Below are 26,065 nucleotides of genomic sequence, written 5' to 3'. Positions count from 1 at the left end.
ATAATTTAATTTTAAATTAAAGAATAGGATAATCCTATTCACAAATGCAAAATTCTTATATTATGATGAATAAAGTTGAAACAGAAACACACCTATTATTGATTATAATCTGTTTCAAATATTTAGTAATGGAAAAGCTTGCGTGGTCTGGTTAAATAATGATTGAGATTCTTTAAGTCTAATGACTTGATATTGTCTTCTAAAGTATCGTATAATTCGAATTCAACTTTGCTATTATTAATCTTTACTTGGAAGTATTTAAAAAAAACTCCAATAAATTTTAACGAATTTGACGTATCTAATAAATTATTGCTTACTAGATACTTATGGATGCCTTGAATAAAGTCGACCTTAACTTTTTCTGCGTATTTGTGTAAAATAATTTTATTGGTCTTATTTAATAATTCTTGACTACGTGCTTCATAATTTTCTTTAGTCAAGTCAAACCCACTGCAAAGCGCTTCATAAATATCCAGTTTTACAAAAAAATTTTTAATGTTTGTTGTTCCATTTGTCATTGTTTTAAATGAAACGTCCGGCATTCGCTTTAGATTCTCCGAATAGAGGTATTCTTTAAGAACTTCTAAAAGCTCTTTAAAGTCCTTAAAATTAGTATCAAAATCATTAAGTAGGTCATCTTTAACAATTCCAAAATTATTTGAATAACTATCCTGCAAAGCGCATCCAATGATACGCATTTGGGGCTTAAACTTTTCTATGTTAAATCTTAAAAACAACTCGCCAAGTTTCTTTTCAACAACTAGAGGAATTTTAAAAGTACTATACTCTTTTGAAAATAAAAGACACAATGAGTGAAAAGTCTCATCAAATTTGATGTCACTTGAAATATTATATACATTAATTTGCGTTAATTCTTCAACTAAATCTACATATTTATTCTCTGTGAAATTTTTCCAACGATATTCTCTACCCATTATGTTCTTTGATTGATACTGCAAGAAATGCAAATTTTGCAGATTACGCAATTTAATCATTCATCTTTCTTCTTCAATTTCTTACCTAAGTTAACCATGTGCTCACTAACCTTTTTCTGTACTATTTTAGCATAATGTTCTTGAGTAATACTTATTTTAGAATGCCCTAACAGTTCTGAAACAATTTCAATTGGAACATCATTATATAGCAAAACTGTTGTAGCGAATGTTTTTCGAGCAATGTGATGTGTTAATCTTTTATCAATACCTGTAATTTCAGCAATTTCCTTTAAATAAGAGTTAAATTTCTGGTTTGATATTTTAGGAAACACTTTTTGATTGTCGCTTAAAACACTGTACTTTGATTGAATTTCATTAGCTTTAGCTAGTAATGGGATGGAAATAAGTTTGTCTGTCTTAATTCTATTCATCTGAATCCAAGTATTACTATCAAACCCAATAATCACATGTTTTTTTAATAAACTATCCATCTCATTAAACGCTAATCCTGTATAACAACAAAATACAAACATATTCTTAACCAGTTGTAATCTTGGTTGTTTGAAATTCATGTTTTCAAGAGATTTTAACTCATCAACATTTAAAAAAACAACTTTAGTCTTAGGTCTTTTTGCTTTGTAAAAGATAAATGGGTCTTTGTCTAAAAACTCTTCAGCAATTGCCACTTTAATGATTTTTCTAAACCTTTGAATTGCCTTATAGGTACTTGATTGAGCTAGATTTTTTTCGGTAATTAGATAAAAACCATACTGCTTTATAAACTTTAAATCCAAGTCTTTAAATAAGAAGTCGTTTTTTCCATATTGAAATTTTATATAATCCTTTAAAAGAGTTCTAGATTGTTTAAATTTCCATAAGGTGGGTAATACGTATTCTTTCCCAATTAGCTTTTCTACCTTATCATTATGCTCCTGAAATAATGTCAAGACCGTTTTATTCTCTCTAGAACCCTTTCCTAAATAATTAAGATATACATCATCGACGTCAAACTGTTCTTTGTTAACTTGTAGAAATAAAAAAGCCCTATTAATTTTTTCTTTAATAAGGCTTAATTGAATGTTCTTTATAGCGCTTAATTCATCTATAGTCACAACGGTTTGCTGTTTTATATTCCAATGTTCTGGAGAAACAGATAAGCCCGTTGCAAATTCTTTTCGTTTTTTACTGAAGGTGATTCTACATTTAATAGAACACTTATTATTTTTATTAATTCTTACTCTTTGAAGAATAAATAATACATATATCTTATTGTTTTTCATGTGTTTAAGTTTTTATAAAAGTACCCCTCGTACTTTTAAAAAGTACTCCGAATTGTACCCCTCGAAATTAATTGAAATGGAAATTGGTGAAGTTCACTAAAAAACAAATATGACTTAAGTCACTGAAAATTAGACATAAAAAAAGAGCTCACTTCAATATTACTTGAAGTGAACTCTTAATCAGTGGTCCCACTTGGGCTCGAACCAAGGACCACCTGATTATGAGTCAGGTGCTCTAACCAACTGAGCTATGGGACCCATTAACATTACTGTTAATTTTTACTCTTCGTTAAAAGAGTGTGCAATATTACTACATATTTTAAAACTGTCAAAGAATTTTTAGTCCTTTATATCTTGACATAGCTCAATTAAAACTCCATTGGTCGATTTTGGATGTAAAAAAGCGATTAATTTATTATCTGCTCCTCGTTTTGGCTGTTTATGAATCATTGTAAAGCCTTCCTTAGTTAGGCGTTGTATTTCCTCAACAATATCATCAACCGCAAAAGCAATATGATGCATACCTTCACCTTTTTTCTCAATGAATTTTGCAATGGGACTGTCTTCGTTTGTTGCTTGAAGCAATTCAATTTTGTTCGGTCCACATTTAAAAAATGATGTTTTTACTCCTTCGCTTTCAACAGCTTCAATCTTATAATGGTCTTCTCCAAATAAAGCTTTAAAAAGCGAATTTGACTTTTCGATGTCCTTTACTGCGATGCCTATATGTTCTATTTTTTTCATTCCAATGCCTGCAAAAGCAGGTACCTTTTAAATTATTAGTAAAAAGTTATTAACGCTAAAATCATTTTCTGCACTCAAAAATAAGATAATACTTAAATAACCTCTACTTTTGCAGATGATTAGTTATAATAATCGCCATGGAAGAATTTACACAAAGACAAAAAAAAATAGGAGGTATCCTCCAACAAGACTTAGCAGATGTATTACAAAAAGCAGCAACCGATGGTGGATTGCGAGGCGTAATTATCTCAGTTAGTAAAGTAAATGTAACTACAGATTTGTCTGTGGCTAAGGTATATCTAAGTATTTTTCCAAATAAAGAAGCGCAACCGCTGCTAGAAGGTATTAGATCTAACAAGCCACTTATTAGACACGAGTTAGCGCAACGCACACGTCATCAATTGAGACGTATGCCACAATTAGAATTTTTTATAGACGATTCACTAGAATATATTGATGGTATAGAGCGTTCTTTAAAAGGTGAAGATAACCCTTTAGAAAATCCTGATCTGTTAGGCAAGCGTAAAAAATCTTAAGTGAATTTCCCTTTATATATAGCAAAACGTTATCTGTTTTCTAAAAGCAGTAATAATGCTATAAATATAATGACCTTAATTGCTTCTGGTGGAGTTATTATTGCTTCAGCAGCACTCTTTATTGTGTTATCTGTATTTGCGGGTTTAAAGGATTATAGTCTCAACTTTTCCACTTTTGTCGATCCAGATTTGAAATTAACTCCTTCAACAGGTAAATCGTTTCAATGGACCGATAACGACAATAGTCAGCTTTTAAACATTGAAGGTATTGCTGCCACTTCTAAAATTATAGAAGAACGCATTTTTATTAAATCTGAAAATAAAAACCTCATCGCCACTTTAAAAGGAGTCGATAAAAACTACTTAAAGGTAACAAGTATTGACTCTATGGTTACCAAAGGTAATTGGATTACACCAGAAAGTAATGAAGTCGTTTCGGGTTGGGGAATCTCAAATAATCTTTCTTTTGGCGTTTTAGACTACCTAAAACCACTATCATTTTATGTTCCTAAAGTTGGAAAAGGTCAAGCCACATCCATTCAAGGGTATTATAATTCAGTGTATGTTAATAATGTTGGTCTATTTGATATTAATGAAGAGTTAAATAATAATTATGTGTTTTCAGACATTGAACTCGCTAAACGCTTACTTAACTATAAAGAAAATCAACTCACCGCTATTGAGGTTAAATTGAAACCCGAAGCCAATGAAGCCACGGTTAGAACTCAAATTAAAACCGCCTTTGGAGATCAATTCCATATAAAAAATAGAGCCGAATTAAATGATGCTTTATTTAAAATGTTGAATACCGAAAACCTTGCCATCTATCTCATTTTTACCTTAGTCATTATCATTGCATTATTTAATGTCATTGGTGCCATTATAATGATGATTCTAGACAAGAAAAAATCACTAAATACCCTATTTAATATGGGTACAGAAACCAAAACGATTAAATCAATTTTCTTTTTACAAGGTAGTTTAATGACGGTAGTAAGTGGGCTTATTGGAGTAACGCTCGGATTACTAATTGTGTTTATACAACAGTCTTTTGAGTTGGTAATGCTAACTCCAGATTTAGCGTATCCTGTTCGTATTAACTTTTTTAACGTCCTTATTGTTTTAATAACCATTTTTGGTTTAGGAATTGTGGCTTCTAAAATTGCCTCTCAGCGAATTACTCCTGGGTTGATAAATAGCTAAATTAGTTTAGGGTTTACACTTACCTATTCATCCAAATTTGCGCCTTTGCGACTTCGTGAGAATTGTTATTACGCAGAGTAATACGGAGATTGCACAGAGATTCACAGAGAATAAAATAGAAAATTCAAATCAACTTACACAAACCTATTCATTAGCTTTGCTCCTTTTCAAGAATCTTCAAGCTTCAAGCTTCGAGCTACTACACAAACTGATAATCAGAAAACACATCTAATACCTCATCAAAAGCTGCAAATACATCTTTAGAATCATCACTAGTCACCATTTTCATTCGGTATTCTTTAAAATGTGGAATGCCTCTAAAATAGTTCGTATAATGTCTTCGGGTTTCAAAAACACCTAAGGTTTCACCTTTCCAGTCGATTGCCATTTGTAAATGACGACGTGCTGCATCCACACGTTCTGCTAAAGAAATCGGTGCTAAATGTTCTCCGGTTTCAAAAAAATGCTTCACTTGTTTAAAAAACCAAGGGTTTCCAATAGATGCTCTTCCAATCATAGCTCCATCTAATCCATAAGAATCGCGCATTAGCATTGCTTTTTCAGGTGTATCGATGTCTCCATTTCCAAACACAGGAATATGCATACGTGGATTATTCTTCACCTCTGCTATCGGTTTCCAATCCGCATCCCCTTTATACATTTGTGCTCTGGTTCTACCATGTATAGATATGGCCTTACAACCTACATCTTGTAAACGTTCTGCAACCTCAACAATTTTAATAGAATCGTGATCCCAACCTAGTCTGGTTTTCACAGTTACTGGTAAATTAGTACGCTTTACCATTTCGGCAGTTAATTGCTCCATTAAACAGATATCCTTCAAAATACCTGCTCCTGCACCTTTTGAGACGACTTTTTTAACCGGACAACCAAAATTGATATCAATAATATCTGGATTGGATTTTTCAACAATATCAATGGTCTGCAACATACTTTCCATATTGGCTCCAAAAATTTGAATTCCAACAGGACGTTCCTTTTCATAAATATCTAATTTCATAACGCTTTTTGCTGCATTACGAATAAGACCTTCACTACTTACAAACTCCGTATACACCACATCAGCGCCTTGCTCTTTGCAAAGTGCTCTAAATGGTGGATCGCTGACGTCTTCCATAGGTGCTAAAAGCAATGGAAAGTCGGGTAATTCTATGTCGCCTATTTTAACCAAGAGTATATATTTTGATGCAAAATTAGGGCTTTTTATCAAAAGACCTCACAAGTTTTAAAACTTGCAAGGTCTATCATTATATTAAATATGGTGTTGTTCGCCTAATTCTTAAAACTTCACCTTAGTATTAATAGCTTTATCTCCACGCTTCACTGTGATTGCCGCTTCATCTCCATTATCAAAAACAGATAAGGCACGCATATAACTCATCATATCGGTAATGGTACTATCACCAAGTTTTAAAACCACATCACCTTTTTGTAAACCGGCGTTAAATGCAGGAGTATCCTCTCTTGTTCCGTCAATTCGCATCCCTTTTCCATCATATAGATAATCTGGTACAACACCTAAACCAACTTTAAAACGTGGTGTTTCTTCACTTTCATTTTTTGTTTTACGAAACGCCAATTCTCCGTTATCATCTAAATCGGTAATAATATCATAGATGTAATCGGCTATTAAATTCATCCCTTCATAATTCAATTTTTCAGCATCATCACCTGGTTTGTGGTAATCTTCGTGCTGACCTGTAAAGAAGTGCAACACGGGAATATCTATTAAATAAAACGAGGTGTGATCACTAGGGCCTACTCCACTTTCATTTTCAACGATTTTGAACTTGTCATTATTAGATCTTAAGGTTTGTTTAAATATTGGCGACGTTCCTGTACCGTAAACAGCTAGAGTGCTATCAGCTTTCATTCTACCAACCATGTCCATATTTATCATGTAATTGATAGATGCTGCATCAATAGTTGGGTTTTTGGAAAAATAATTAGAGCCTAATAATCCCATTTCTTCACCCGAAAATGCTAGAAACAAGTAGTTGTTTTTATCTTTAATTTTAGACTGGTCATTTTTTACTTTTAATCTACTCGCTAAATTTAGCATCACTGCTACTCCACTCGCATTATCATCTGCTCCATTATGTACGGCTTTATCTTCACCTCGATATAAAGAGCCTTCTCCTCCAAAACCTAGGTGGTCGTAATGCGCACCAATAACCACTGTTGTTTTCGCATTGTTATCTATAAAGCCAACGACGTTGTGGCCCGTTATTGTACTGTCTGCATTTGTTGTAAATTCTACTTCGCTATGTGGATCTGTTTTAGGCTTAAAAGAAAACGATTGTAAAAAACCATCTGTTCCTTTTGGTTGCACTCCAATTTCTTTAAAACGCTTAATAAGATATTCTGATGCTAAAACTTCTCCTTCTGTGCCTGTTTGACGACCTTCTAATTTATCGTCAGCGAGATACGTCACATCATCTTTAATCTTATTTTCTGCAACTTTAGCTTCGTTTTTACAAGATAGAAATCCTATTAAAACTAATAACATCAATGCTTTTTTCATTTTGAAATCTGTTTTTTTAATTTTTGTAAGAAACCTGATTTCACCATTAACTATTGATATATTAATCAGAAGTAATTCATGGCTTATGTCGTCTATAAATCTTACTTTTGCACAAAATTAGGCATTAAATGCCACTTATTATAATTCTTTATTATGAACAGAATCGTTACCATTTTAATTCTACTCGTTACATTTTCATCTTGTAAAAATGACACGACTAAAACATCAGAAGGAGCCGTTGAAACAACTTCAGGTGCTACCAAAAAATACGATTCTCTAATCTACCCAGAAGAAACCCATTTTAAGTCTATAAGACAAGTGACTTATGGTGGTGATAATGCAGAAGCCTATTGGAGTTTTGATGATAAGCAATTGGTGTTTCAATCTAATAATACCAAATGGAATGTAAGTTGCGACCAAATGTTTTTAATGAATGCTAACGAAACATTTACAGATAGTATTGCTCCTCCAATGGTAAGTACAGGAAAAGGGAGAACAACCTGTTCTTACTTTATGCCAGATAATAAACATATCATTTATGCTTCTACACATCTTGGAGATGAAAAATGTCCTGATACTCCGCTTAGAAAAAATGGAAAATACATTTGGCCAATTTATGATAGCTATGATATTTTTGTTGCCGACTTAGAAGGTAATATTGTAAAACAATTAACTAACGAAGTAGGTTACGATGCGGAACCAACCGTATCTCCAAAAGGTGATAAAATTGTGTTTACGTCTACACGAAGTGGAGATTTAGAATTGTACACCATGAATTTAGATGGTTCTGATGTCAAACAAATTACAAATGAGTTGGGCTATGATGGAGGTGCCTTCTTTTCACCAGATGGCAGTAAATTAATCTTCCGTTCTTCACGCCCTAAAACTGAAGAAGAAATTAAAAATTACAAAGATTTATTAGCTGAAGGTTTGGTTGAACCAACAGATATGGAATTATACATCTGTAATGCTGACGGTTCTGATTTACGTCAACTTACCGATTTAGGGAATGCTAACTGGAGTCCATTTTTCCATCCTTCTGGTGAGAAAATTTTATTCTCTTCTAATTTTGAATCTGAACGTGGCTTCCCTTTCAATTTGTATTTAATTGATATTGATGGTAAGAATTTAAAACGTGTAACGCATAGTGAGACGTTTGATGCATTTCCTGTATTTTCTAATGATGGTAAATATTTAGCGTTTTCTTCTAATAGAAATAATGGTGGTGGACGTGATACTAACTTGTTTATTGCTGAATGGCAGGATTAATACATTGCTTTTTTAAACCTCATAAATAAGTTTATAAAGGCAAATTACAAAGGCTCATAAAAAAAGGAATATCTAACGATACTATTGTAAATCTTTAAGTCTATCTCGCTCTTCTTCACTTGTAGCGCGTTCATTAGTGGTAAGTTTAGTATTACCAAAATTATAACGCAAACCTATTTTAACGGTTCTATTATCGGCATTTAAAAAAGCAGAACTCGATTGGTTTAAATAGTCTACAGATGTCGTATAGTCTTGCATGTTAAATATATCTTCAAAAGCTAAGGAGATCACTGCTTTTTTATTAAAAATAGATTTCGAAATACTTAATTCAGATATAAGTCTTCCATCTACGGATTGTAATTTTTGAAGATTTTTACTAAACCACCATAACGACGCATTAATGTTTAAACTATTATCTTTAAGAAGTGAGAAATTTGGAGATAATACAAAAAGTTGCGACCATTGATTTTGATTAACAAAACCATTTCCAAAATCAACTTCTTCTTCAACATTGTACAATGAAAAGGCGGCGTATATCCCTAATTTATTTGAAGGGTAATAATTAAAAATAAAATCAAAACCATAATCAACCGTCTTATCTAAATTGGTTGGTGTATAAGCTATAATATTAGTTTCATTATTTTGTCTTGGTAACTCTTCTATAGAGCCATCATAATTCATATAATAAGCCTCTACCGTAAAGTACTCTAAAAAATTAACGCCCAGTTTATAGTAATCTGAATAAGTAGGTACTAAATTAGGATTTCCAAGGACAACTGTATTTTCATTTAAGAAGAAGGTAAACGGATTTAAATCAGTATAACTTGGTCTTGTAATACTACGTTTGTAATTACCATCAATAATCACACCTTCTAGTATTTCATACGATATACTAGCATTAGGAAATAAATTAAAATAATCTTGTTTATTTGTTTCTCCTAAGGTTAGTGATTCACCTTCAACATTAGTTTGCTCCGACCTTAAACCAAGACTTAAATCTAATTTATCCCATGATCTAGTATAGTTAAAATATGCTGCAAATACTTTTTCTTCATATTTAAAGGCATCAGTATTATTTGAATTTAAAACCTCATTACCATTAATAATATCCAATCTTGTAATATCACTATTTGTATTTACATTAGAATACTTAACTCCAACATCAAAACTTGATGTCTCATCTATAGGTAAACTATAATCTATTTTACCCGATAGAATATCTGTATTTTGATTGGCGTTAGTTTTAAATTTTGAATCTGCTATAAACATATGATTTACATCAAAATCATTAGTCAGCACGTTTTGGTCGCGATCGTAATCATAAAACGTAGAATGTGCATTAAACGTTAGGCTAGAGCTATTTTCAAAATCATGTCTAAAAATCAGATCGGTTCCAATGTTATACTTATTATCTCGAGATAAATTATCTGCTGTAAATCTTGATAAAAACTCAAAATTTTCGTCTAAAACATTTGTCTTGTTTTTAATTTTATATTTAAAATATGGAGTATATAACCCTGTAGTTGTTAAACTTAATGTGTTTTTGTCATTAATATAATAATCTAAATTTAGTGTTAGATTATGTGTTTGAGACCACGTGTTTCTATTGACATTAGACTGCCAAACTTCTTCTAACTCATTAGCATTGTCTAAATAATTAATCGTATCGTCTTGATCTCTATTTATTTTCTGATGCGTGTAATTATAATTGAGGTTGAGATTAATCTTATTATTTTTAAAATAATGACTTGTTCCGGTATTATATCTTGGAAAAACACCTTGCGTATAATTCGTTGTAACATTACCTCTATAACCGGTAATAAGATTTTTACTCATTATAATGTTAATTACGGCATTACTATCTGCATCATAACTTGCTGGTGGATTAGAAATTACTTCTATAGATTTAATACTATTAGCAGGAGAACTCTCTAACAATTGTATTAGCTCATCTGAAGTTAATTGAACTCGTCGACCATTAATATATATATCTGCTCTTGCATTTTTAATATTAATACTACCATCAGAAATTATAACTCCTGGCGTATTTTTTAAAACACTAAACGTAGAGCCTTCTAATAAAGCCGTATTTTCTACGTTAAAAACTAAACGGTCTGCTCTTTTTTCAATCGTAGGTTTTTGATAAATTATAGTAACCTCATCTAAACTTTCAGGAATTTCGTTAAGTAGAATAGTTTTTAAATCTAAATGTCCTGTTAGATTGATTTTTTGTTGAAACTCTTCAAAACCTAAATAACTAACTTTGAGATAAAATGTCGTTTCTGATAAATTATTTAAACTAAAAAATCCATTATAATCTGTAGAAGTTCCTTTCAAACAATCACCATCAACACCCGTTAAAATAACAACATTAGCAAACTCAATTGGGTTATTATCAGCGTCGACAATACGACCAGAAACAGAAAATTCTTGAGCAAACACCACAGAAGAGAGTATACAAAGACATACACAAAAAAAGAGGCGCAAACGAATAATCATAAAATAGGTTTGATTGCAAGATATAAATTGTTTTTTATATTATACTGTGGTTTTACCATAATTACGACTGTTTTTATTGTTGTATTTGATACGTTAAAGCACAAGAAATCGATTATATTTGCCAATTAGTTATTGCCTTAGAGAAGAGACATGAAAAACATTCGTAATTTTTGCATTATTGCACATATTGACCACGGTAAAAGTACATTAGCTGACCGTTTATTAGATGTTACAGGTTCTGTAACCGCTCGCGAACAGCAAGCACAACTTTTAGATAGTATGGACTTAGAACGCGAGCGTGGGATTACCATAAAATCGCATGCCATACAAATGGATTATGTATATGAAGGAGAAAACTATGTTCTAAATCTTATCGATACTCCTGGTCACGTGGATTTCTCTTATGAAGTCTCTAGATCTATTGCTGCTTGTGAAGGCGCACTATTAATTGTAGATGCAGCCCAAAGCATTCAAGCTCAAACCATATCAAACTTATATTTAGCATTAGAGAATGATTTAGAAATTATTCCTGTATTAAATAAAGTTGATTTACCAAGTGCAAATCCTGAAGAAGTTACAGATGATATTGTTGATCTTTTAGGTTGTGATCCTGAAGACGTTATTCATGCTAGTGGAAAAACTGGTTTTGGTGTTGAAAATATTTTAAAAGCAATTATAGAACGTATTCCTGCTCCAAAAGGCAATGTAGATGAACCGCTTCAAGCCTTAATTTTTGATTCCGTTTACAACACATTTAGAGGTATTGAAACCTATTTTAGAGTGTTTAATGGGGAAATTAAAAAAGGTCAGAAGATTAAATTCGTTGCCACAGATAAAGAATATTTTGCAGATGAAGTTGGGACTTTAAAACTTACTCAAGTTGCCAAACAAAGTGTAAAAGCGGGTGATGTTGGTTATTTAATTACAGGTATTAAAACAGCTAAAGAAGTAAAAGTTGGTGATACCATTACGGATTTTGCCAACCCAACTACAAATATTATTGAAGGTTTTGAAGATGTAAAACCTATGGTTTTTGCAGGAATCTATCCTGTAGATACAGAAGATTACGAAGAGTTGAGAAACTCTATGGAAAAACTGCAACTTAACGATGCATCCTTAGTGTTTCAACCCGAAAGTTCTGCCGCTTTAGGTTTTGGTTTCCGCTGTGGATTCTTAGGCATGTTACACATGGAAATTATACAAGAACGTTTAGAGCGTGAGTTTGATATGACTGTAATTACAACAGTTCCTAACGTGTCATACCATGCTTATACCAATAAAAATCCAGACGAAGCTTTTATTGTAAACAATCCAAGTGATTTACCAGAGCCAACAACCGTCAACCGTGTAGAAGAGCCGTTTATTAAAGCAACTATTATTACTAAATCTGATTTTGTTGGTAACGTAATGAGTCTTTGTATTGAAAAACGAGGTATGATTGTTAATCAAACCTACTTAACCACAGAACGTGTTGAATTAATTTTTGAGATGCCTTTAGCAGAAATTGTTTTCGATTTTTACGATCGTTTAAAAACAGTGTCTAAAGGTTATGCTTCTTTTGATTACCATCCAATAGGTATGAAGGTGTCAAAATTGGTGCGTTTAGATGTCTTATTAAATGCACAACCCGTTGATGCCCTTTCGGCTTTGATACACGCAGACAACGCACATAACATAGGTAAAAAGATGTGTGAGAAGTTGAAGGAACTTATTCCACGTCAACAATTCGATATTCCTATTCAGGCGGCTATTGGTGCCAAAATTATTGCAAGAGAAACCGTAAAGGCACTTCGTAAAGATGTTACCGCAAAATGTTATGGTGGTGATATTTCTCGTAAGCGTAAGTTACTTGAAAAACAGAAAAAAGGTAAAAAACGTATGCGTCAGGTTGGTAATGTAGAAATACCTCAACAAGCGTTTATGGCCGTTTTAAAACTAAATGATTAAGGCTCGTTTTAGATTAACTTTTCTTTCTTATAAACAAAAAAGATTCCTACAAAAGCAGGAATCTTTTTGTTTGTAAATACTAGTTTACTAAACATTAAGACTAAATTGTGTGGTTTTAATTATTAAGAATTAGTGTCTTCATTAGCTACTTTTTCAACATCAAAAGGTTTACCTAAATACACCAATTTATAATCTTGCCCAATCTCATCATCTTTAGTATTGTGAACTGAAATAATATGAAGTTCGCCTTCATCGTCTTTTAAAAACAAAGGAATCATATATTTATCCTTACTTGCCATCTCCATAAGACTTTCATAATGCGCTGCATCAACTATATCTATTTCTTGTATCGCAGGATATTTACGAGTGACCTCCGTTAAATTAATATAATCATCAGTAGGAGAAAATAAACCTTCTTTTGGACTTTTATCTGGAAAGTTCATTTCATCTGAAGTCACCAATCTATACGACCCATTTTCTCCAAATTCTTTACTAAACTTTTCAATAACATAAGCATTGATATCTGAATTCCCAGTCATGGCCATAATATAACCCACATCATTTAATTCTATATTATCAGAAAGCGTATCAGAATAAATATTGCTGCTTAATGCATCTAAGCCTAATTCTCTAGCCTTATCGATATTGTTTTGATTGCTATCAATAAGCACTACATGTCTTCCGTTGTTTACCAAATAATGACCTAATAATCGTGATAATTTAGAGGCACCAACAATTAAAATCCCATTAGATTTTGTTAAAAACACACCAACTAACCTCGCAAATAAACGGGCTGTCGTAGCGTTTAATAAAACGGTTCCTAATACAATCATAAACACCAAAGGTGTAATGTACTCTGCACCTTCAACACCTTGTCGCATTAGTTTACTACCAAATAGTGAAGCAATACCTGCAGCCACAATACCACGTGGTCCAACCCAACTTATAAACAGTTTTTCATTTAGATTAAGTTTAGACCCTTGCGTACTTACAAATACAGCCAATGGTCTAATGACAAAGACAACTACAGCAAAAAGAACCGCTGTTTTCCATGTGTAAAGTAAGAGTAAATCATCAATATCAATATTTGCTGCTAAAAGAATAAATAAAATAGAAATCAATAATACACTAAGTGATTCTTTAAAGTAAAGCAGTTCTTTAAGATTTTCAAGTTTACTGTTTCCTAATACCATTCCCATAACAACAACCGCTAGTAAACCAGACTCGTGTGCAAATAATTCAGACTCTACAAACACTAATAATACAGTAGAAAGTGAAACAACATTCAATAAATAATGCGGAATAAGTTTTTTGTTAATTGCAAAGGCTAAAGCATGCGCAAAGGTAAAACCAAATGTTGTCCCAAAGAGCACAATTTTTCCAAACTCTATAAGCGCCGTTTTTGTAAAACCACTATCCCCACCAACACTAATAAATTCAAACACTAAAACGGCTACTAAAGCTCCAATAGGATCAATGAGAATACCTTCCCATTTTAAAACTGTAGAAACATCTTTTTTAAGCGGAATATTTCGTAAAATAGGTGTTATAACTGTTGGTCCGGTTACAATAATAAGACCAGCAAATAAAAAGGATATATCCCAACTTAAAGCAAAAATATAATGCGCTACGATACCAGAACCAAAAAAGGTAATAGCAGATCCCACGGTAATTAACTTGGTAATTACAGGACCCACATTTTTTATTTCAGCGCGTTTTAAGGTTAAACCACCTTCAAATAAAATAATACTAATCGCTAAGGAAACAAAGTAATATAAACTATCTCCTGGAAACAATCCTTTTTCACCATTCCAAATAGGTTCTATCCATTTAGTACCATCTTCACTCAAAAACTCGGCTGCAATAGGACCAACTAATAATCCTATTAATATTAAGGGTAAAATAGCTGGAATTTTAAATTTCCAAGCCACCCATTGTGCCAATATTCCTAGGATAATTATTCCTGCTAATTCTAACATCTATTTACTTTTTTGTGAAAATACCAAATTCTAATTTTATAGAGGGATTTCAATGTATAATAACTCATATGACTTGATGACTATTAAATACCTCATATAAAATACAAAGGCTATCTAAAATCAAAATTTCTATAGATTTTCTTAAACTACAACACCCTAATTTTCGGTCTTATTTGCTTCCTTTTCTTCAGATTTATAATAAACGCGTTTCAAACTTTTCTTTAATAAGGTAAATCTATAAACACCAATAATAAAAAATATTATACTAAAAACAAGTGCTGTTAATGCTAGATATTCAAAATTTGAAAATTCTTTAAGCTGAAATAAAGCTATAGCGCCCAATAATAAATATAAAGACGACCGAATATAGGATAAAAGTGTACGCTCATTGGCCAATCTTGTCCGTTCTATGGCCAAATAATCTCTTAATATAACTTGCTGATCTGGTTTAAAATCGCGTCCAAAACGCAAAAGTTTTATTTTTTTAATTTTCAAAGGAGATTTTGATAGACGTTTCATGACTCATTCATTTTATCCATCTAAAAGTAATTCTTTTTTAGAAAATGCATTTAGTTAGACTTTTTGAATGTTAACAAATAGAAATAGTATTTGTTAAATATCCTCTAATTAATTGTAACTAACAACAATTTGTTTTAAAGCTTTTAGTAATTTGCAAGACATTCAAAAAATTTAAGAAATGCAGTTATATCCAATCCAATCTGGAAACTTTAAACTCGACGGTGGTGCTATGTTTGGTGTTGTACCAAAATCATTATGGCAACGTACCAATCCTGCTGATAATAACAACATGATAGATATTGCTGCACGTTGTCTGTTAATTGAAGATGGTAATCGTCTTATTTTAATTGATACAGGAATGGGCAACAAACAAAGCGATAAATTTTTCGGTTATTATTTTCTTTATGGAGATGATAGTATTGATAAATCATTAGCTTCTTATGGCTTTCATCGCGATGATATTACAGATGTATTTATGACGCATCTTCATTTTGATCACTGTGGAGGAAGTATTCAATGGAATAAGGACCGAACAGGCTACGAACCTGCATTTAAAAACGCTTATTTTTGGAGCAATGCAGACCATTGGAAATGGGCAACTGAACCTAACAGACGAGAAGTTGCTTCATTTTTAAAAGAAAATATTTTACCAATGGAAGAGAGTGGGCAATTAAAATTTACTTCGGTTCCTGATACCCCTATTTTAAAAAATTCTGATTTGGGATTTGACCTCTTTTTTGCTAATGGACATACCGATAAACAAATGATTCCGATGATACAATACAAAGGAAAAACCATTTGTTTTATGGCCGATTTATTACCAACCGCAGGGCATTTGCCATTACCATTTGTAATGGGTTATGATACTAGACCTCTATTAACTCTCGATGAAAAAGAAGTGTTTTTGAATATGGCTGCAGATCAAAATTTCTATCTATTTTTAGAACACGATGCACATAACGAAATTATCACCGTAAAACATACTGAAAAGGGTGTACGCCTTAATGAGACATTTACAGCAAACACATTATTTAACTAAAGCATAAAAACAATAAATAAAAACAAATGAAATTTAATTACAGATTAATAGCTTATTTAGGATTTGCAGGAACACTATTTTTAGGATGTGGTGGTACAGCAGAAATACTTTCTACACCCATTGAAAACATCGATACTGCACCTTTAAAAGTGACAGAATTAACAGATGCGGAGGCTAAACATTGGAGTCATTTAGATCTTATAAACGATACCATTCCTGGTATGAGCGTCGATAAAGCTTATGCCGAAATTATAAAAAATAAAAAAGGAAAAAAAGTTATTGTTGCGGTTATCGATTCTGGTATTGATATCGATCACGAAGATTTAGACGGAGTAATCTGGACCAATAAAGGAGAAATTCCTAATAATGGCATAGATGATGATAACAATGGTTATATAGATGATATCCATGGTTGGAATTTCTTAGGTGATGGTTACGACGAACAATTAGAATATGTACGTATTTTAGCTTCAGGAGATACTTCTAACCCAAGTTATGCTGCTGCTAAAGCAAAATACGATGAAGACTATCAACTTTGGTTAGGACGTAAAGCACAATACGATCAAATTGCACAAGCAGTAAAAGGAGCGCACGATACTTTAACTAAACATTTAGGAAAAAGCGACTACACCATTGAAGAGGTTAATGCTATTAAAACGGAAGATACAGCATTATCTCAAGCCATTCAAATTGCAAATCAAATGAATGCTAATGGCTTATCATTAGCTGATGCAAATAACGAAATTAATGACGCTTTAGAAAGCATTAATGAGCGTTTAAACTTCAATTTAAATAAAGATTTTTCTGGTCGTAAAACAGGTGACAATCCAGACGATTTAAATGATAAACCAGGCTATGGAAACGGAAACGTTAAGCCTGTAAAAAAATCAGAATCTCATGGTACACACGTTGCTGGTATTATTGCTGCAGAACGTAATAATGGAAAAGGAGCTAATGGTGTTGCTAACAATGTAGAAATTATGGCTATTAGAGCCGTACCTAATGGAGATGAATACGATAAAGATGTCGCTTTAGCAATTCGTTATGCTGTTGACAATGGAGCAAAAGTAATCAATGGAAGTTTTGGTAAATCATTTTCTCCACATGCCGAATGGGTAAGAGATGCTATAAAATACGCTTCAGATAATGATGTCATATTTGTACATGCGGCAGGTAACTCTAGCGAAAATGTAGATGTAGAACCTAATTTTCCTGATGATAATGTAAATTATGTAGAAATTTCTAATACGTACATCAGAGTAGGATCATTAACGTCTAAATATGGTTCTAAAATGGTTTCTGGATTCTCTAACTATGGTAAAAAGAATGTAGATGTTTTTGCACCAGGTTCTGCGATATATTCTACATTTCCAGAAAATGATTATAAAAGCATAAGTGGTACATCTATGGCATCACCTGCTGTTGCTGGTGTTGCAGCTTTAGTACGTTCTTACTATCCAAAATTAACGGCTGCACAGGTAAAACAAGTGATTTTAGAATCTGGTTTACCTATTACAACGAAAGTCGTGGTTGGTGGAGATGCTTCTAACGTTAAGTCTTTTTCAGATTTATCTACTACAGGTAGAATTGTAAATGCTTATAATGCCTTAATAATGGCTTCAAAATTATAATAATCCATTTCGGGTTAAATTTAATTCTTGGGTTATTTAGTCAATTTATCTAAATAACCCAATTTTTATACGATTTTTTAATTTCATATTTATAAAACACAACTGTTATGAAACATTCCGTTCTTAGTCTTTTTTCACTCTTAATTCTTGTCTCTTGTGGTGCAACAAGACAGACAAGTAAAGTGGTTAAAACATCAAATAATTCTACAAATAATTATTGGCAACAACACGTAGATTATACCATGGAAATTGATATGGATGTCAATAACTATCAGTATAAAGGAAAACAAAAATTGGTGTATACCAATAACTCACCAGATGTCATCAATCGTGTGTATTACCATTTATTTTTTAATGCTTTTCAGCCTGGAAGTGAAATGGATGTACGTTCTCGTACTATTCAAGATCCAGATCGTCGTGTTGGTGATCGCATTAGTCAACTACAACCTAATGAAATTGGTTTTATAAAAGTGAATTCATTACGTCAAAACGGCACCTCTGTTTCTCATGAAACAGTTGGTACCGTTTTAGAAGTACAGCTAAATAAGCCTATTCAGCCTGGTGAAAAAGTAACTTTTGATATGGATTTTGATGCTCAAGTTCCAGTACAAATTCGTCGTTCAGGAAGAAATAATAAAGAAGGTGTTGCCTTATCTATGGCGCAATGGTATCCTAAATTAGCAGAATATGATGATGAAGGTTGGCATGCTGATCCTTATATAGGACGAGAGTTTCATGGTGTTTGGGGAGATTTTGATGTAAAATTAACCATAGATGCAGCTTATGTTGTTGGTGGTACCGGTTATCTTCAAGGAGAACCTACTGTAAAATCTGGAAAGAAAACGCTTCATTTTAAAGCTCCTAATGTACATGATTTTACTTGGGCTGCAGATCCAGATTTTATTCATGATACCTTTCAAATGCCTAACGGTCCAACGCTTAATTTTTATTATAAAAAGAATTTAGAGCAAAAGTATCTTGATAATTGGAAAAAGTTACAATCGGATACAGCCTTATTAATGGATTTCTTTAATGCTCATATAGGGAACTATCCTTATGAGCAATATTCTGTAATACAAGGTGGCGATGGTGGTATGGAGTATGCTATGTGTACTTTAATTACAGGAAAACGCAGCTACGGTAGCTTATTAGGTGTTACAGCACACGAGTTGGCCCATACTTGGTTCCAATTTTTGTTAGCATCAAATGAATCTAAACACGAGTGGATGGATGAAGGCTTTACAACCTACATATCTACGTTAGCTATGGAATCTTTTAAAGATACTAAAAGCGATTATCCTTTAGCAAGATCTTATGCAAATTACATAGGTTTAGCAAATTCTGGAGTTGAGCAACCCTTAACAACACATTCTGATCGTTATGCCACTAATGGTGTGTATGGAGCAGCTGCTTATAGTAAAGGGGCCGTATTTTTAGCGCAATTGGGTTATGTTATTGGAAACGATAACTTAGCTAAAACCATTAAAACATATTTTGAGAATTTTTCTTTTAAACACCCTAAGCCTTTCGATATTATTAGAACTGCAGAACGTATTACGGATTTTGAATTGGATTGGTATTTTACAGATTTTGCACAAACTACAAATACGATTGATTATGGTGTAAAATCGGTTGAAGGTAAGTCTATCACCTTAGAACGTATTGGTTTAATGCCAATGCCTATAGATCTTAGAGTAACTTATACTGATGGTTCTACTGAAGATTTTTATATTCCATTACAAATGATGCGTGGTGAAAAACCGACCTCAGCAACTATTATTAATGATTGGGCTTGGGCCATACCAACCTATTCTTTTAATGCTAAAAAAGAAGTGAAATCAGTAGAAATCGATGCTTCTCAAATGATGGCAGATGTCAATCGTGATAATAATGTGTTTCGTTTAAACTAAATTTATAGCATAACGCAACATTCTAAAACTATAAAAGGTTACAGCTATTTCTTATAACTGTAACCTTTTTTTATACTCAAATTAAAGCCTCCTTGTTACAAATTATTGCTAATAAGAAGATGATAGTAGCTCAAATCTTTATCTCAAATCGACTCTTTTAGCAGTATGCTTTCGTAACAGTAATAGTGGTAAAGACACTCCAATAGTTAAAGAGATTAATATAAATAACATGGTAAAGCCATTAGAAAATATAGCTTCCATAAAAACCAATCTTTTTGAATCATCTTTTTCTAAAAATGTAAACGACATAATAGATAATACCATTTCATAGGCATAATATCCTGGGATCATAGGTATTACTGCTGGTATAGAAAATACAACAGGAGGTTGATGTATACCATGGGCTAATGGTAAACTTAAGATGCCTACAAAAGACGCTGCTATTAAACTTGCTAATACAATATTGATATTATAGTGTAACAAAATAAATTTTATAAAACCCGCACCAAATCCTAACAGAAATACGGTAAGTATGGCTTTCCGAGGGATGTTAAATAAGATCCCAAAACCTACTGCAGCAATACCTGCCCAAACAGAGACTTCTAATAATTCTAATATTGTTGTTATCATTTTAATTGAAATATTAACATGGCTACAAAAAGTCCTAGTGCTATGGCTAAAACTGTCATTATCCCATTTGTAAAACGCACTACACCGTTTAGAACATTTTTATCTATAAGATCTGTAAAAGAATTGATGAGTGCAACACCCGGAACTAAAAACAAAATGGACGTTGCTAATGTGGCATCTGGTTGTGTTCCTAAATTAAAATGAATACCTATTGAAGCCAAAAGCGATGCTGTTAATGACGCTAAAAACACACTGACATAAGTATTAAATTTCCTTTTATGAGCTGCTTGAAGTATAAATAAGCCAAAAAATGTACTCATAAATGCTAATCCTAAATTTAGATAATCACCACCAAATATTTTGCAAAAACCAGCTCCTGCAAAACTTACTGCTAATAGCACCACCAGTCTCGGATACCTCTGTTGCTGCTTAATCGTTTCTATTTCTTGTGTAATTTGAGAAAGCGACCAATTGCCATCAAGGGCATTCCAACTCGCTTTACTTATGGCCGAGATAATCGTAAAATCTATTTTGTGTGGAGGTAAATTTTTTACCTTGGTATAATTTTCATTTGTTTTACTATCGATTACGGTGAGTATCATTGTTTTTTGACTTATTAAACTATAAGATTCACAATTTAACACCGCAGCAAAACGATCAATATTTACATCTACGCGATTTGTATTTGCACCAGAAACCATTAATATTGATGCTATTTCTAATAACAAATCGGCTATACTTTCTAACCTATTTTCAGTCTTCATTTGTATATAATCTATTCAAATTTAAGACTATTATAAAATTATAAAGAGCGATTATAATTAAATATTTTCGCTTTCGTCACAAATTCTATTACTCGTACTAGCATAAATATCTTTTATAGAGCAACTATTGAAATCCAATAGCATAAAATTGTGCAAAAAAATAATATAGCGACTAGAAAACAGCATCAAATCAATGTGGTTTTCTATTTTTGTTAAACCTGATAAACTAAACGTGAATTTTACCTATTCAAAAAAAGACAAACTAAAAAGTAAAAAGCTAATTGAACAACTTTTTACCGAAGGGAAAGCTGTTACGGCTTATCCGTTGCGATTGGTCTATCTTAAAACAGAATTTGTAGACGGATCTAAGCTAAAAACTGGTGTTTCGGTAAGTAAACGCTTGCATAAAACTGCAGTCTCAAGAAATAGAATAAAACGGTTACTTCGTGAAGCCTATAGACTTAACAAACCACTGTATTTTAACAATAGTTCTGCTTCTTATGCGTTTATGATTTTGTACCTTAGTAAAGATGGAACAACTTTTGATAAACTAAATCGTAGCATCAAATTGTTATTTGAAAAATTTTTAGATAAAAATGAACCTTTGTTAAAACAATCAGATGCTAATATTTCTGACACATAAAACAAGCTTGTTAACGTTTTATTTTTCAATAAAATGATAAATAGCACACCACATGTGGCCTATAAAAACCAATAGAAATCGACAGATGAAAACACTTTTACGTAAAAAACTACTAGTTCCAGTTATCGCTGTGCTTATCTTTTTTGGTACTACAGCATTCAAAAATGATTTTTTTGAAATCGCTAAACAAATAGAAATATTTACGACGCTTTTTAAAGAAATCAATATGAATTATGTTGATGATACAAATCCCGGAGACTTAATGGATACAGCGATTAAGAGCATGTTAGATGATTTAGATCCGTATACCCAGTTTTATAACGAACAAGACGTAGAAGCTTCTAGAATTAATAATGCAGGTGATTATACAGGCATAGGAGCTAAGGTTTTAACCTTAAAAGATAAATTGGTCATTGTTGAACCTTATCAAAATTATGCCGCTGATAAAGCAGGACTTAAAGCTGGTGACGAAATAATAAAAGTAGACAAAGTTGTTGTTGCCGATTTTAAAGATGATGCCGCAAACCTATTACAAGGAGCTGCCGGAACCGAAGTCGCTGTAACCTACAAAAGACAAGGAAAAACTAATACAGTAAACATTGTTAGAGAATCTCTAGAAATTAAAGCTGTACCGCACTACTCTATGATAGATGAAAAAACGGGGTATGTTGTACTAAGAAAGTTTAATGCTAAAGCCTCTGCCGAAACCATTAGTGCAATTAAAGCTTTAAAAAATCAAGGAGCTACACAATTAATTTTAGATTTAAGAGGGAATCCAGGTGGTTTATTACACGAAGCTGTTAACGTTACTAATATTTTTGTTCCAAAAAACCAATTAGTTGTGACTACAAAATCTAAAGTCAAAAAATATAACAAAACCTACTATACACAACGCGAACCTATTGACACAGAAATGCCTTTAGTGGTATTAATTAATGGTAAAAGTGCTTCGGCAAGTGAAATTGTTTCTGGTGCCTTACAAGACATGGATCGTGCTGTAATTGTGGGTACACGAAGCTTTGGAAAAGGTTTGGTACAAAGACCTAAGCCTTTAACGTATGGTACCCAAATGAAGATTACAATATCTAGATACTACACACCTTCTGGACGTTGTATTCAGGCTTTAGATTACTGGAATCGAGATGAAAATGGTAAAGCTACAAGAACAAAAAAAGAAAATTACAATGCCTTTAAAACCAGAAATGGTCGTAACGTCTTTGATGGTGGTGGAGTAGAGCCAGATATTGAAGTCGAATTTTCTAAACATACAACCATTACTAAAGCCATTTCTAATGAAAATTTAGTTTTCAACTTTGCAACCGATTATTATTACAATCATAAAATTGAAGACTTAAAAAGTTTTACACTATCAGATTCTGACTTTAAAAAATTTAAAAATTACATCAAAACAAAAGGTTTTAATTTCGAAACTAAAACAGAAATCGCTTTACACAATGCACTTAAAATTGCAGAAGAAGAAGAATTAGATACCGAAATTAATTCAGAATATAACGCCTTAAATAAGGCTTTACAGGCCTATAAAACCAACGCTATAGAAGACAATAAAACACAATTAAAATCATTACTTACAGACGAAATTATTAAACGTTACTTTTACAGTGAAGGTTTATACACTTATTATACTGCAAATAATGCAGAAATTAAGAAAGCCGTAAGTATTCTTAATAATCCGTCGCAATATGCAAGCATTTTGAGATAGCACTTAAATTATTTATATTTATCATCATAAGTGTTTTCTATAAGCAAGAAAATTATACTAAAATGAAACCCCTAATTATTTTTTTATGCCTATGTTTTCAGCTCTCTTTTTCTCAAAAGGAATTGAAACACGAAGTCTATTTCGAAACCGATAAACACGATATTCCCGAAACAGAACACAGTAGATTATTACTGTTTTTATCTAAAATTGAAGATGTAGATATTGATAAAATCACAATCTACGGGTTTACAGACGATAGAGGAAGCGATAATTACAACTTAGTTTTATCGCAAAATAGGGCAGATGCTATTAGAGAAGTCTTTTCTAATAATGAATTTGATGAATCTAAAATTAGCAATGTAGATGGTAAAGGTAAAATCTTAGTTAATATTGTTAAAGAAGACGATCTTAATAAAATTAGAGGTCTAAACCGAAAGGTAGAAATCATTGTAACTCCTGTTTTTCCACCTAAACCTAAAGAAGAAAAAACCGTAGTAGAAAAAACTGAAGATTTATTAAAAGGAGATTTAAAAGAAGGAGATAAAATCTTATTAGATAATTTATTATTTAGAACAGGCTATAGCTATTTAACAAAAGAATCTAAAGTTGTACTCGATAGAATTGCAGATATTTTAGTAGAACGTACCAATGTGTATTTTACTATTGAAGGCCATGTGTGTTGTACTCAAGGTGAAAGAGATGCTATAGATCGTAAGACTAAAAAACGAAATCTTTCTGTGGCTAGAGCAAAATATATTTATGATTATTTAGTAGATAAAGGAGTTAAACATTACCGAATGAAATTCGTGGGTATGCGAAGAAAACAACCTCTTGGAGGTGATCCTCAATTAGATAGACGTGTTGAAATTTTAGTAACTCGTATTTACGAAAAAAAATAATTAAGATTTCATCATATTAATATGCGGAATACCATCTTCTAGATAGTCCTCACCAACTTCAATAAAACCCAAATTGTTATAAAATTGTTTTAAGTATAACTGTGCTGAAATTTTAATCGTAGTTGCATTATAATATGTTTTTATAGCTTCTATTGAAGCTTCCATTATAGCGTAACCATATTTATATTTTCGATATTTTTGTTGCACTACAACTCTACCAATACTAGCTTCTTCAAAATAATAGCCCGGTTTAAAAATACGTGTGTAAGCTACCAAAATACCATTATCATAACCTAAACTATGAAGTGCATTTTGATCTTTTCCATCTATATCTTGGTACACACAATCTTGTTCAACTACAAAGACTTCGCTTCTTAATTGAAGGATATTGTAGAGTTCTTGTGTTGTTAATTCGTTGAAATGTTTTGTTGTTATCTTAAGCATTAATCTTGTACAATGACTTCTTTAGGATCTTCTTTATTAAACTCTGGTTGAATGGTAACATGATTGATATTAAATTCATCATGTAAGACTGTTTCAATATCTAAAAGTAAAGTATTAAATTCAGTGGTAGAAATATCTTCTTTTAAGTCTAAATGCGCTTCTAAATGTAATTCATCGTCACTTAAGTTCCAAATATGAACATGATGTAGTTTACTAACCTTAGGTAGCTTATTAACAGTTCTTACAACATCTTTAATATTAATATCCTCTGGAGTAAACAACATTAACATGCGTGTTGATGTTGTTAATAAATCGTAACCCACCCAAATTAAATATAAAGCAATTAATAAGGTTAATAAGCTATCGACCCAAAACAATTGATAGTATTTCATTAATAACCCACCAATCAATACTGCCACACTAGCTAACATATCTGTAAGCAAATGTAAATAAGCAGAACGCATATTGATGTTATTTTTAGACTCTTTTCTTAATAATAAAACGCTTAGACCATTTCCTATAATGGCTATAATAGCTAACCAAATCACTAAGCCAGATCCTATTTCTTGAGGATTTTTAAAACGTTTTACAGCTTCAAAAATTAAAATAATGGCAACTATAACTAGTGTACTAGCATTGATGAATGCTGCTAAAATTTCGGCACGTTTATAGCCAAAGGTTCTATTAATAGACGCTTTTTGCTTCGATAATTTTGCAGCGACATAACTAACAATTAAAGAAACAACATCACTAAAATTATGTAAGGCATCACTTAATAAAGATAAACTACCTGAAACGAGTCCACCAATAACCTGAGCTACCGTAATAACAATATTTAAGAGTATTGAAATTAATAACTTTTGCCCCTTTAAATCCTTAGGACTGTGAGAATGGTTGTGATGGTGACTCATTTGATATCAATTACAAAT

At 32.1% G+C, this 26,065-nt stretch carries 22 protein-coding genes and 1 tRNA gene; 10 read left to right on the top strand and 13 right to left on the bottom strand.

What is annotated here, in order from left to right; genetic code table 11:
* Positions 1–122 precede the first annotated feature (122 nt).
* The 4 genes from ACXGSQ_RS03540 to mce all read right to left on the bottom strand — a co-directional run bounded on the left by ACXGSQ_RS03540 (position 123) and on the right by mce (position 2,959).
* Positions 123–935, bottom strand: a complete 813-nt coding sequence (locus ACXGSQ_RS03540; RefSeq protein ID WP_458628263.1) for a hypothetical protein — start codon at positions 933–935, stop codon at positions 123–125.
* A gap of 56 nt (positions 936–991) precedes the next feature.
* Entirely contained in the window at positions 992–2,215 is a 1,224-nt protein-coding gene (locus tag ACXGSQ_RS03535; protein ID WP_458628262.1) for a site-specific integrase, read from the bottom strand.
* 184 nt (positions 2,216–2,399) lie between these two features.
* Positions 2,400–2,473, bottom strand: a tRNA-Ile gene (locus ACXGSQ_RS03530).
* Between the two features lie 81 nt (positions 2,474–2,554).
* Positions 2,555–2,959 (bottom strand): methylmalonyl-CoA epimerase, encoded by a 405-nt coding sequence (gene mce, locus ACXGSQ_RS03525; RefSeq protein WP_458628261.1) that lies wholly within the window; start codon positions 2,957–2,959, stop codon positions 2,555–2,557.
* A gap of 137 nt (positions 2,960–3,096) precedes the next feature.
* On the opposite strand from mce, the gene rbfA reads away from it, so the two are divergent.
* Both rbfA and ACXGSQ_RS03515 read left to right on the top strand, forming a co-directional pair.
* Positions 3,097–3,495: a 30S ribosome-binding factor RbfA gene (gene rbfA, locus ACXGSQ_RS03520; RefSeq protein WP_458628260.1), complete on the top strand. Its 399-nt coding sequence runs from the start codon at positions 3,097–3,099 to the stop codon at positions 3,493–3,495.
* Entirely contained in the window at positions 3,496–4,698 is a 1,203-nt protein-coding gene (locus tag ACXGSQ_RS03515) for an ABC transporter permease (protein WP_458628259.1), read from the top strand.
* A 199-nt stretch (positions 4,699–4,897) separates the two neighbouring features.
* Here the strand turns inward: ACXGSQ_RS03515 and dusB are convergent, their stop codons facing one another.
* Together dusB and ACXGSQ_RS03505 are read right to left on the bottom strand one after the other, a co-directional pair.
* Complete coding sequence (gene dusB, locus ACXGSQ_RS03510; protein WP_458628258.1) at positions 4,898–5,890, bottom strand: tRNA dihydrouridine synthase DusB; 993 nt, start codon at positions 5,888–5,890, stop codon at positions 4,898–4,900.
* A 108-nt stretch (positions 5,891–5,998) separates the two neighbouring features.
* The gene (locus tag ACXGSQ_RS03505) at positions 5,999–7,243 is read right to left on the bottom strand and encodes a M28 family peptidase (RefSeq protein WP_458628257.1); all 1,245 of its coding nucleotides are present in this window, start codon (positions 7,241–7,243) and stop codon (positions 5,999–6,001) included.
* Between the two features lie 153 nt (positions 7,244–7,396).
* On the opposite strand from ACXGSQ_RS03505, the gene ACXGSQ_RS03500 reads away from it, so the two are divergent.
* Complete coding sequence (locus tag ACXGSQ_RS03500) at positions 7,397–8,512, top strand: TolB family protein (protein WP_458628256.1); 1,116 nt, start codon at positions 7,397–7,399, stop codon at positions 8,510–8,512.
* Between the two features lie 81 nt (positions 8,513–8,593).
* On the opposite strand, the gene ACXGSQ_RS03495 is transcribed toward ACXGSQ_RS03500, so the two are convergent.
* Positions 8,594–11,011 (bottom strand): outer membrane beta-barrel family protein, encoded by a 2,418-nt coding sequence (locus ACXGSQ_RS03495; protein ID WP_458628255.1) that lies wholly within the window; start codon positions 11,009–11,011, stop codon positions 8,594–8,596.
* A 150-nt stretch (positions 11,012–11,161) separates the two neighbouring features.
* On the opposite strand from ACXGSQ_RS03495, the gene lepA reads away from it, so the two are divergent.
* Positions 11,162–12,958, top strand: a complete 1,797-nt coding sequence (gene lepA, locus ACXGSQ_RS03490; RefSeq protein ID WP_458628254.1) for a translation elongation factor 4 — start codon at positions 11,162–11,164, stop codon at positions 12,956–12,958.
* A gap of 122 nt (positions 12,959–13,080) precedes the next feature.
* On the opposite strand, the gene ACXGSQ_RS03485 is transcribed toward lepA, so the two are convergent.
* Together ACXGSQ_RS03485 and ACXGSQ_RS03480 are read right to left on the bottom strand one after the other, a co-directional pair.
* Positions 13,081–14,937: a cation:proton antiporter gene (locus tag ACXGSQ_RS03485; protein ID WP_458628253.1), complete on the bottom strand. Its 1,857-nt coding sequence runs from the start codon at positions 14,935–14,937 to the stop codon at positions 13,081–13,083.
* Between the two features lie 156 nt (positions 14,938–15,093).
* Entirely contained in the window at positions 15,094–15,456 is a 363-nt protein-coding gene (locus ACXGSQ_RS03480) for a DUF202 domain-containing protein (protein ID WP_458628252.1), read from the bottom strand.
* A gap of 178 nt (positions 15,457–15,634) precedes the next feature.
* On the opposite strand from ACXGSQ_RS03480, the gene ACXGSQ_RS03475 reads away from it, so the two are divergent.
* The 3 genes from ACXGSQ_RS03475 to ACXGSQ_RS03465 all read left to right on the top strand — a co-directional run bounded on the left by ACXGSQ_RS03475 (position 15,635) and on the right by ACXGSQ_RS03465 (position 20,036).
* The gene (locus ACXGSQ_RS03475) at positions 15,635–16,495 is read left to right on the top strand and encodes an MBL fold metallo-hydrolase (protein WP_458628251.1); all 861 of its coding nucleotides are present in this window, start codon (positions 15,635–15,637) and stop codon (positions 16,493–16,495) included.
* Between the two features lie 26 nt (positions 16,496–16,521).
* Positions 16,522–18,126: a S8 family serine peptidase gene (locus tag ACXGSQ_RS03470; RefSeq protein WP_458628250.1), complete on the top strand. Its 1,605-nt coding sequence runs from the start codon at positions 16,522–16,524 to the stop codon at positions 18,124–18,126.
* A 107-nt stretch (positions 18,127–18,233) separates the two neighbouring features.
* Positions 18,234–20,036, top strand: a complete 1,803-nt coding sequence (locus tag ACXGSQ_RS03465; protein WP_458628249.1) for a M1 family metallopeptidase — start codon at positions 18,234–18,236, stop codon at positions 20,034–20,036.
* A gap of 138 nt (positions 20,037–20,174) precedes the next feature.
* Here ACXGSQ_RS03465 and ACXGSQ_RS03460 read toward each other — a convergent pair whose 3' ends face one another.
* Positions 20,175–20,666, bottom strand: a complete 492-nt coding sequence (locus ACXGSQ_RS03460; protein ID WP_458628248.1) for a threonine/serine exporter family protein — start codon at positions 20,664–20,666, stop codon at positions 20,175–20,177.
* Complete coding sequence (locus tag ACXGSQ_RS03455) at positions 20,663–21,430, bottom strand: threonine/serine exporter family protein (RefSeq protein WP_458628247.1); 768 nt, start codon at positions 21,428–21,430, stop codon at positions 20,663–20,665. The genes ACXGSQ_RS03460 and ACXGSQ_RS03455 overlap by 4 nt, the downstream gene beginning before the upstream one ends.
* A 232-nt stretch (positions 21,431–21,662) precedes the next feature.
* Here ACXGSQ_RS03455 and rnpA point away from each other — a divergent pair, with 232 nt between their 5' ends.
* The 3 genes from rnpA to ACXGSQ_RS03440 all read left to right on the top strand — a co-directional run bounded on the left by rnpA (position 21,663) and on the right by ACXGSQ_RS03440 (position 24,692).
* Positions 21,663–22,073 (top strand): ribonuclease P protein component, encoded by a 411-nt coding sequence (gene rnpA / locus ACXGSQ_RS03450; protein WP_458628246.1) that lies wholly within the window; start codon positions 21,663–21,665, stop codon positions 22,071–22,073.
* An 85-nt stretch (positions 22,074–22,158) separates the two neighbouring features.
* Positions 22,159–23,793: a S41 family peptidase gene (locus ACXGSQ_RS03445; RefSeq protein ID WP_458628245.1), complete on the top strand. Its 1,635-nt coding sequence runs from the start codon at positions 22,159–22,161 to the stop codon at positions 23,791–23,793.
* A gap of 62 nt (positions 23,794–23,855) precedes the next feature.
* Positions 23,856–24,692, top strand: a complete 837-nt coding sequence (locus ACXGSQ_RS03440; RefSeq protein WP_458628244.1) for an OmpA family protein — start codon at positions 23,856–23,858, stop codon at positions 24,690–24,692.
* On the opposite strand, the gene ACXGSQ_RS03435 is transcribed toward ACXGSQ_RS03440, so the two are convergent.
* Complete coding sequence (locus ACXGSQ_RS03435) at positions 24,693–25,136, bottom strand: GNAT family N-acetyltransferase (RefSeq protein WP_458628243.1); 444 nt, start codon at positions 25,134–25,136, stop codon at positions 24,693–24,695.
* Positions 25,136–26,047, bottom strand: coding sequence for a cation diffusion facilitator family transporter (locus tag ACXGSQ_RS03430; RefSeq protein ID WP_458628242.1), 912 nt, complete (start codon positions 26,045–26,047; stop codon positions 25,136–25,138). Before ACXGSQ_RS03430 ends, ACXGSQ_RS03435 begins: the two co-directional genes overlap by 1 nt.
* Between the last annotated feature and the right edge of the window lie 18 nt (positions 26,048–26,065).

It is taken from the genome of Winogradskyella sp. PC D3.3, assembly GCF_054366245.1.
This window is presented reverse-complemented; position numbering and strand designations above follow the sequence as displayed.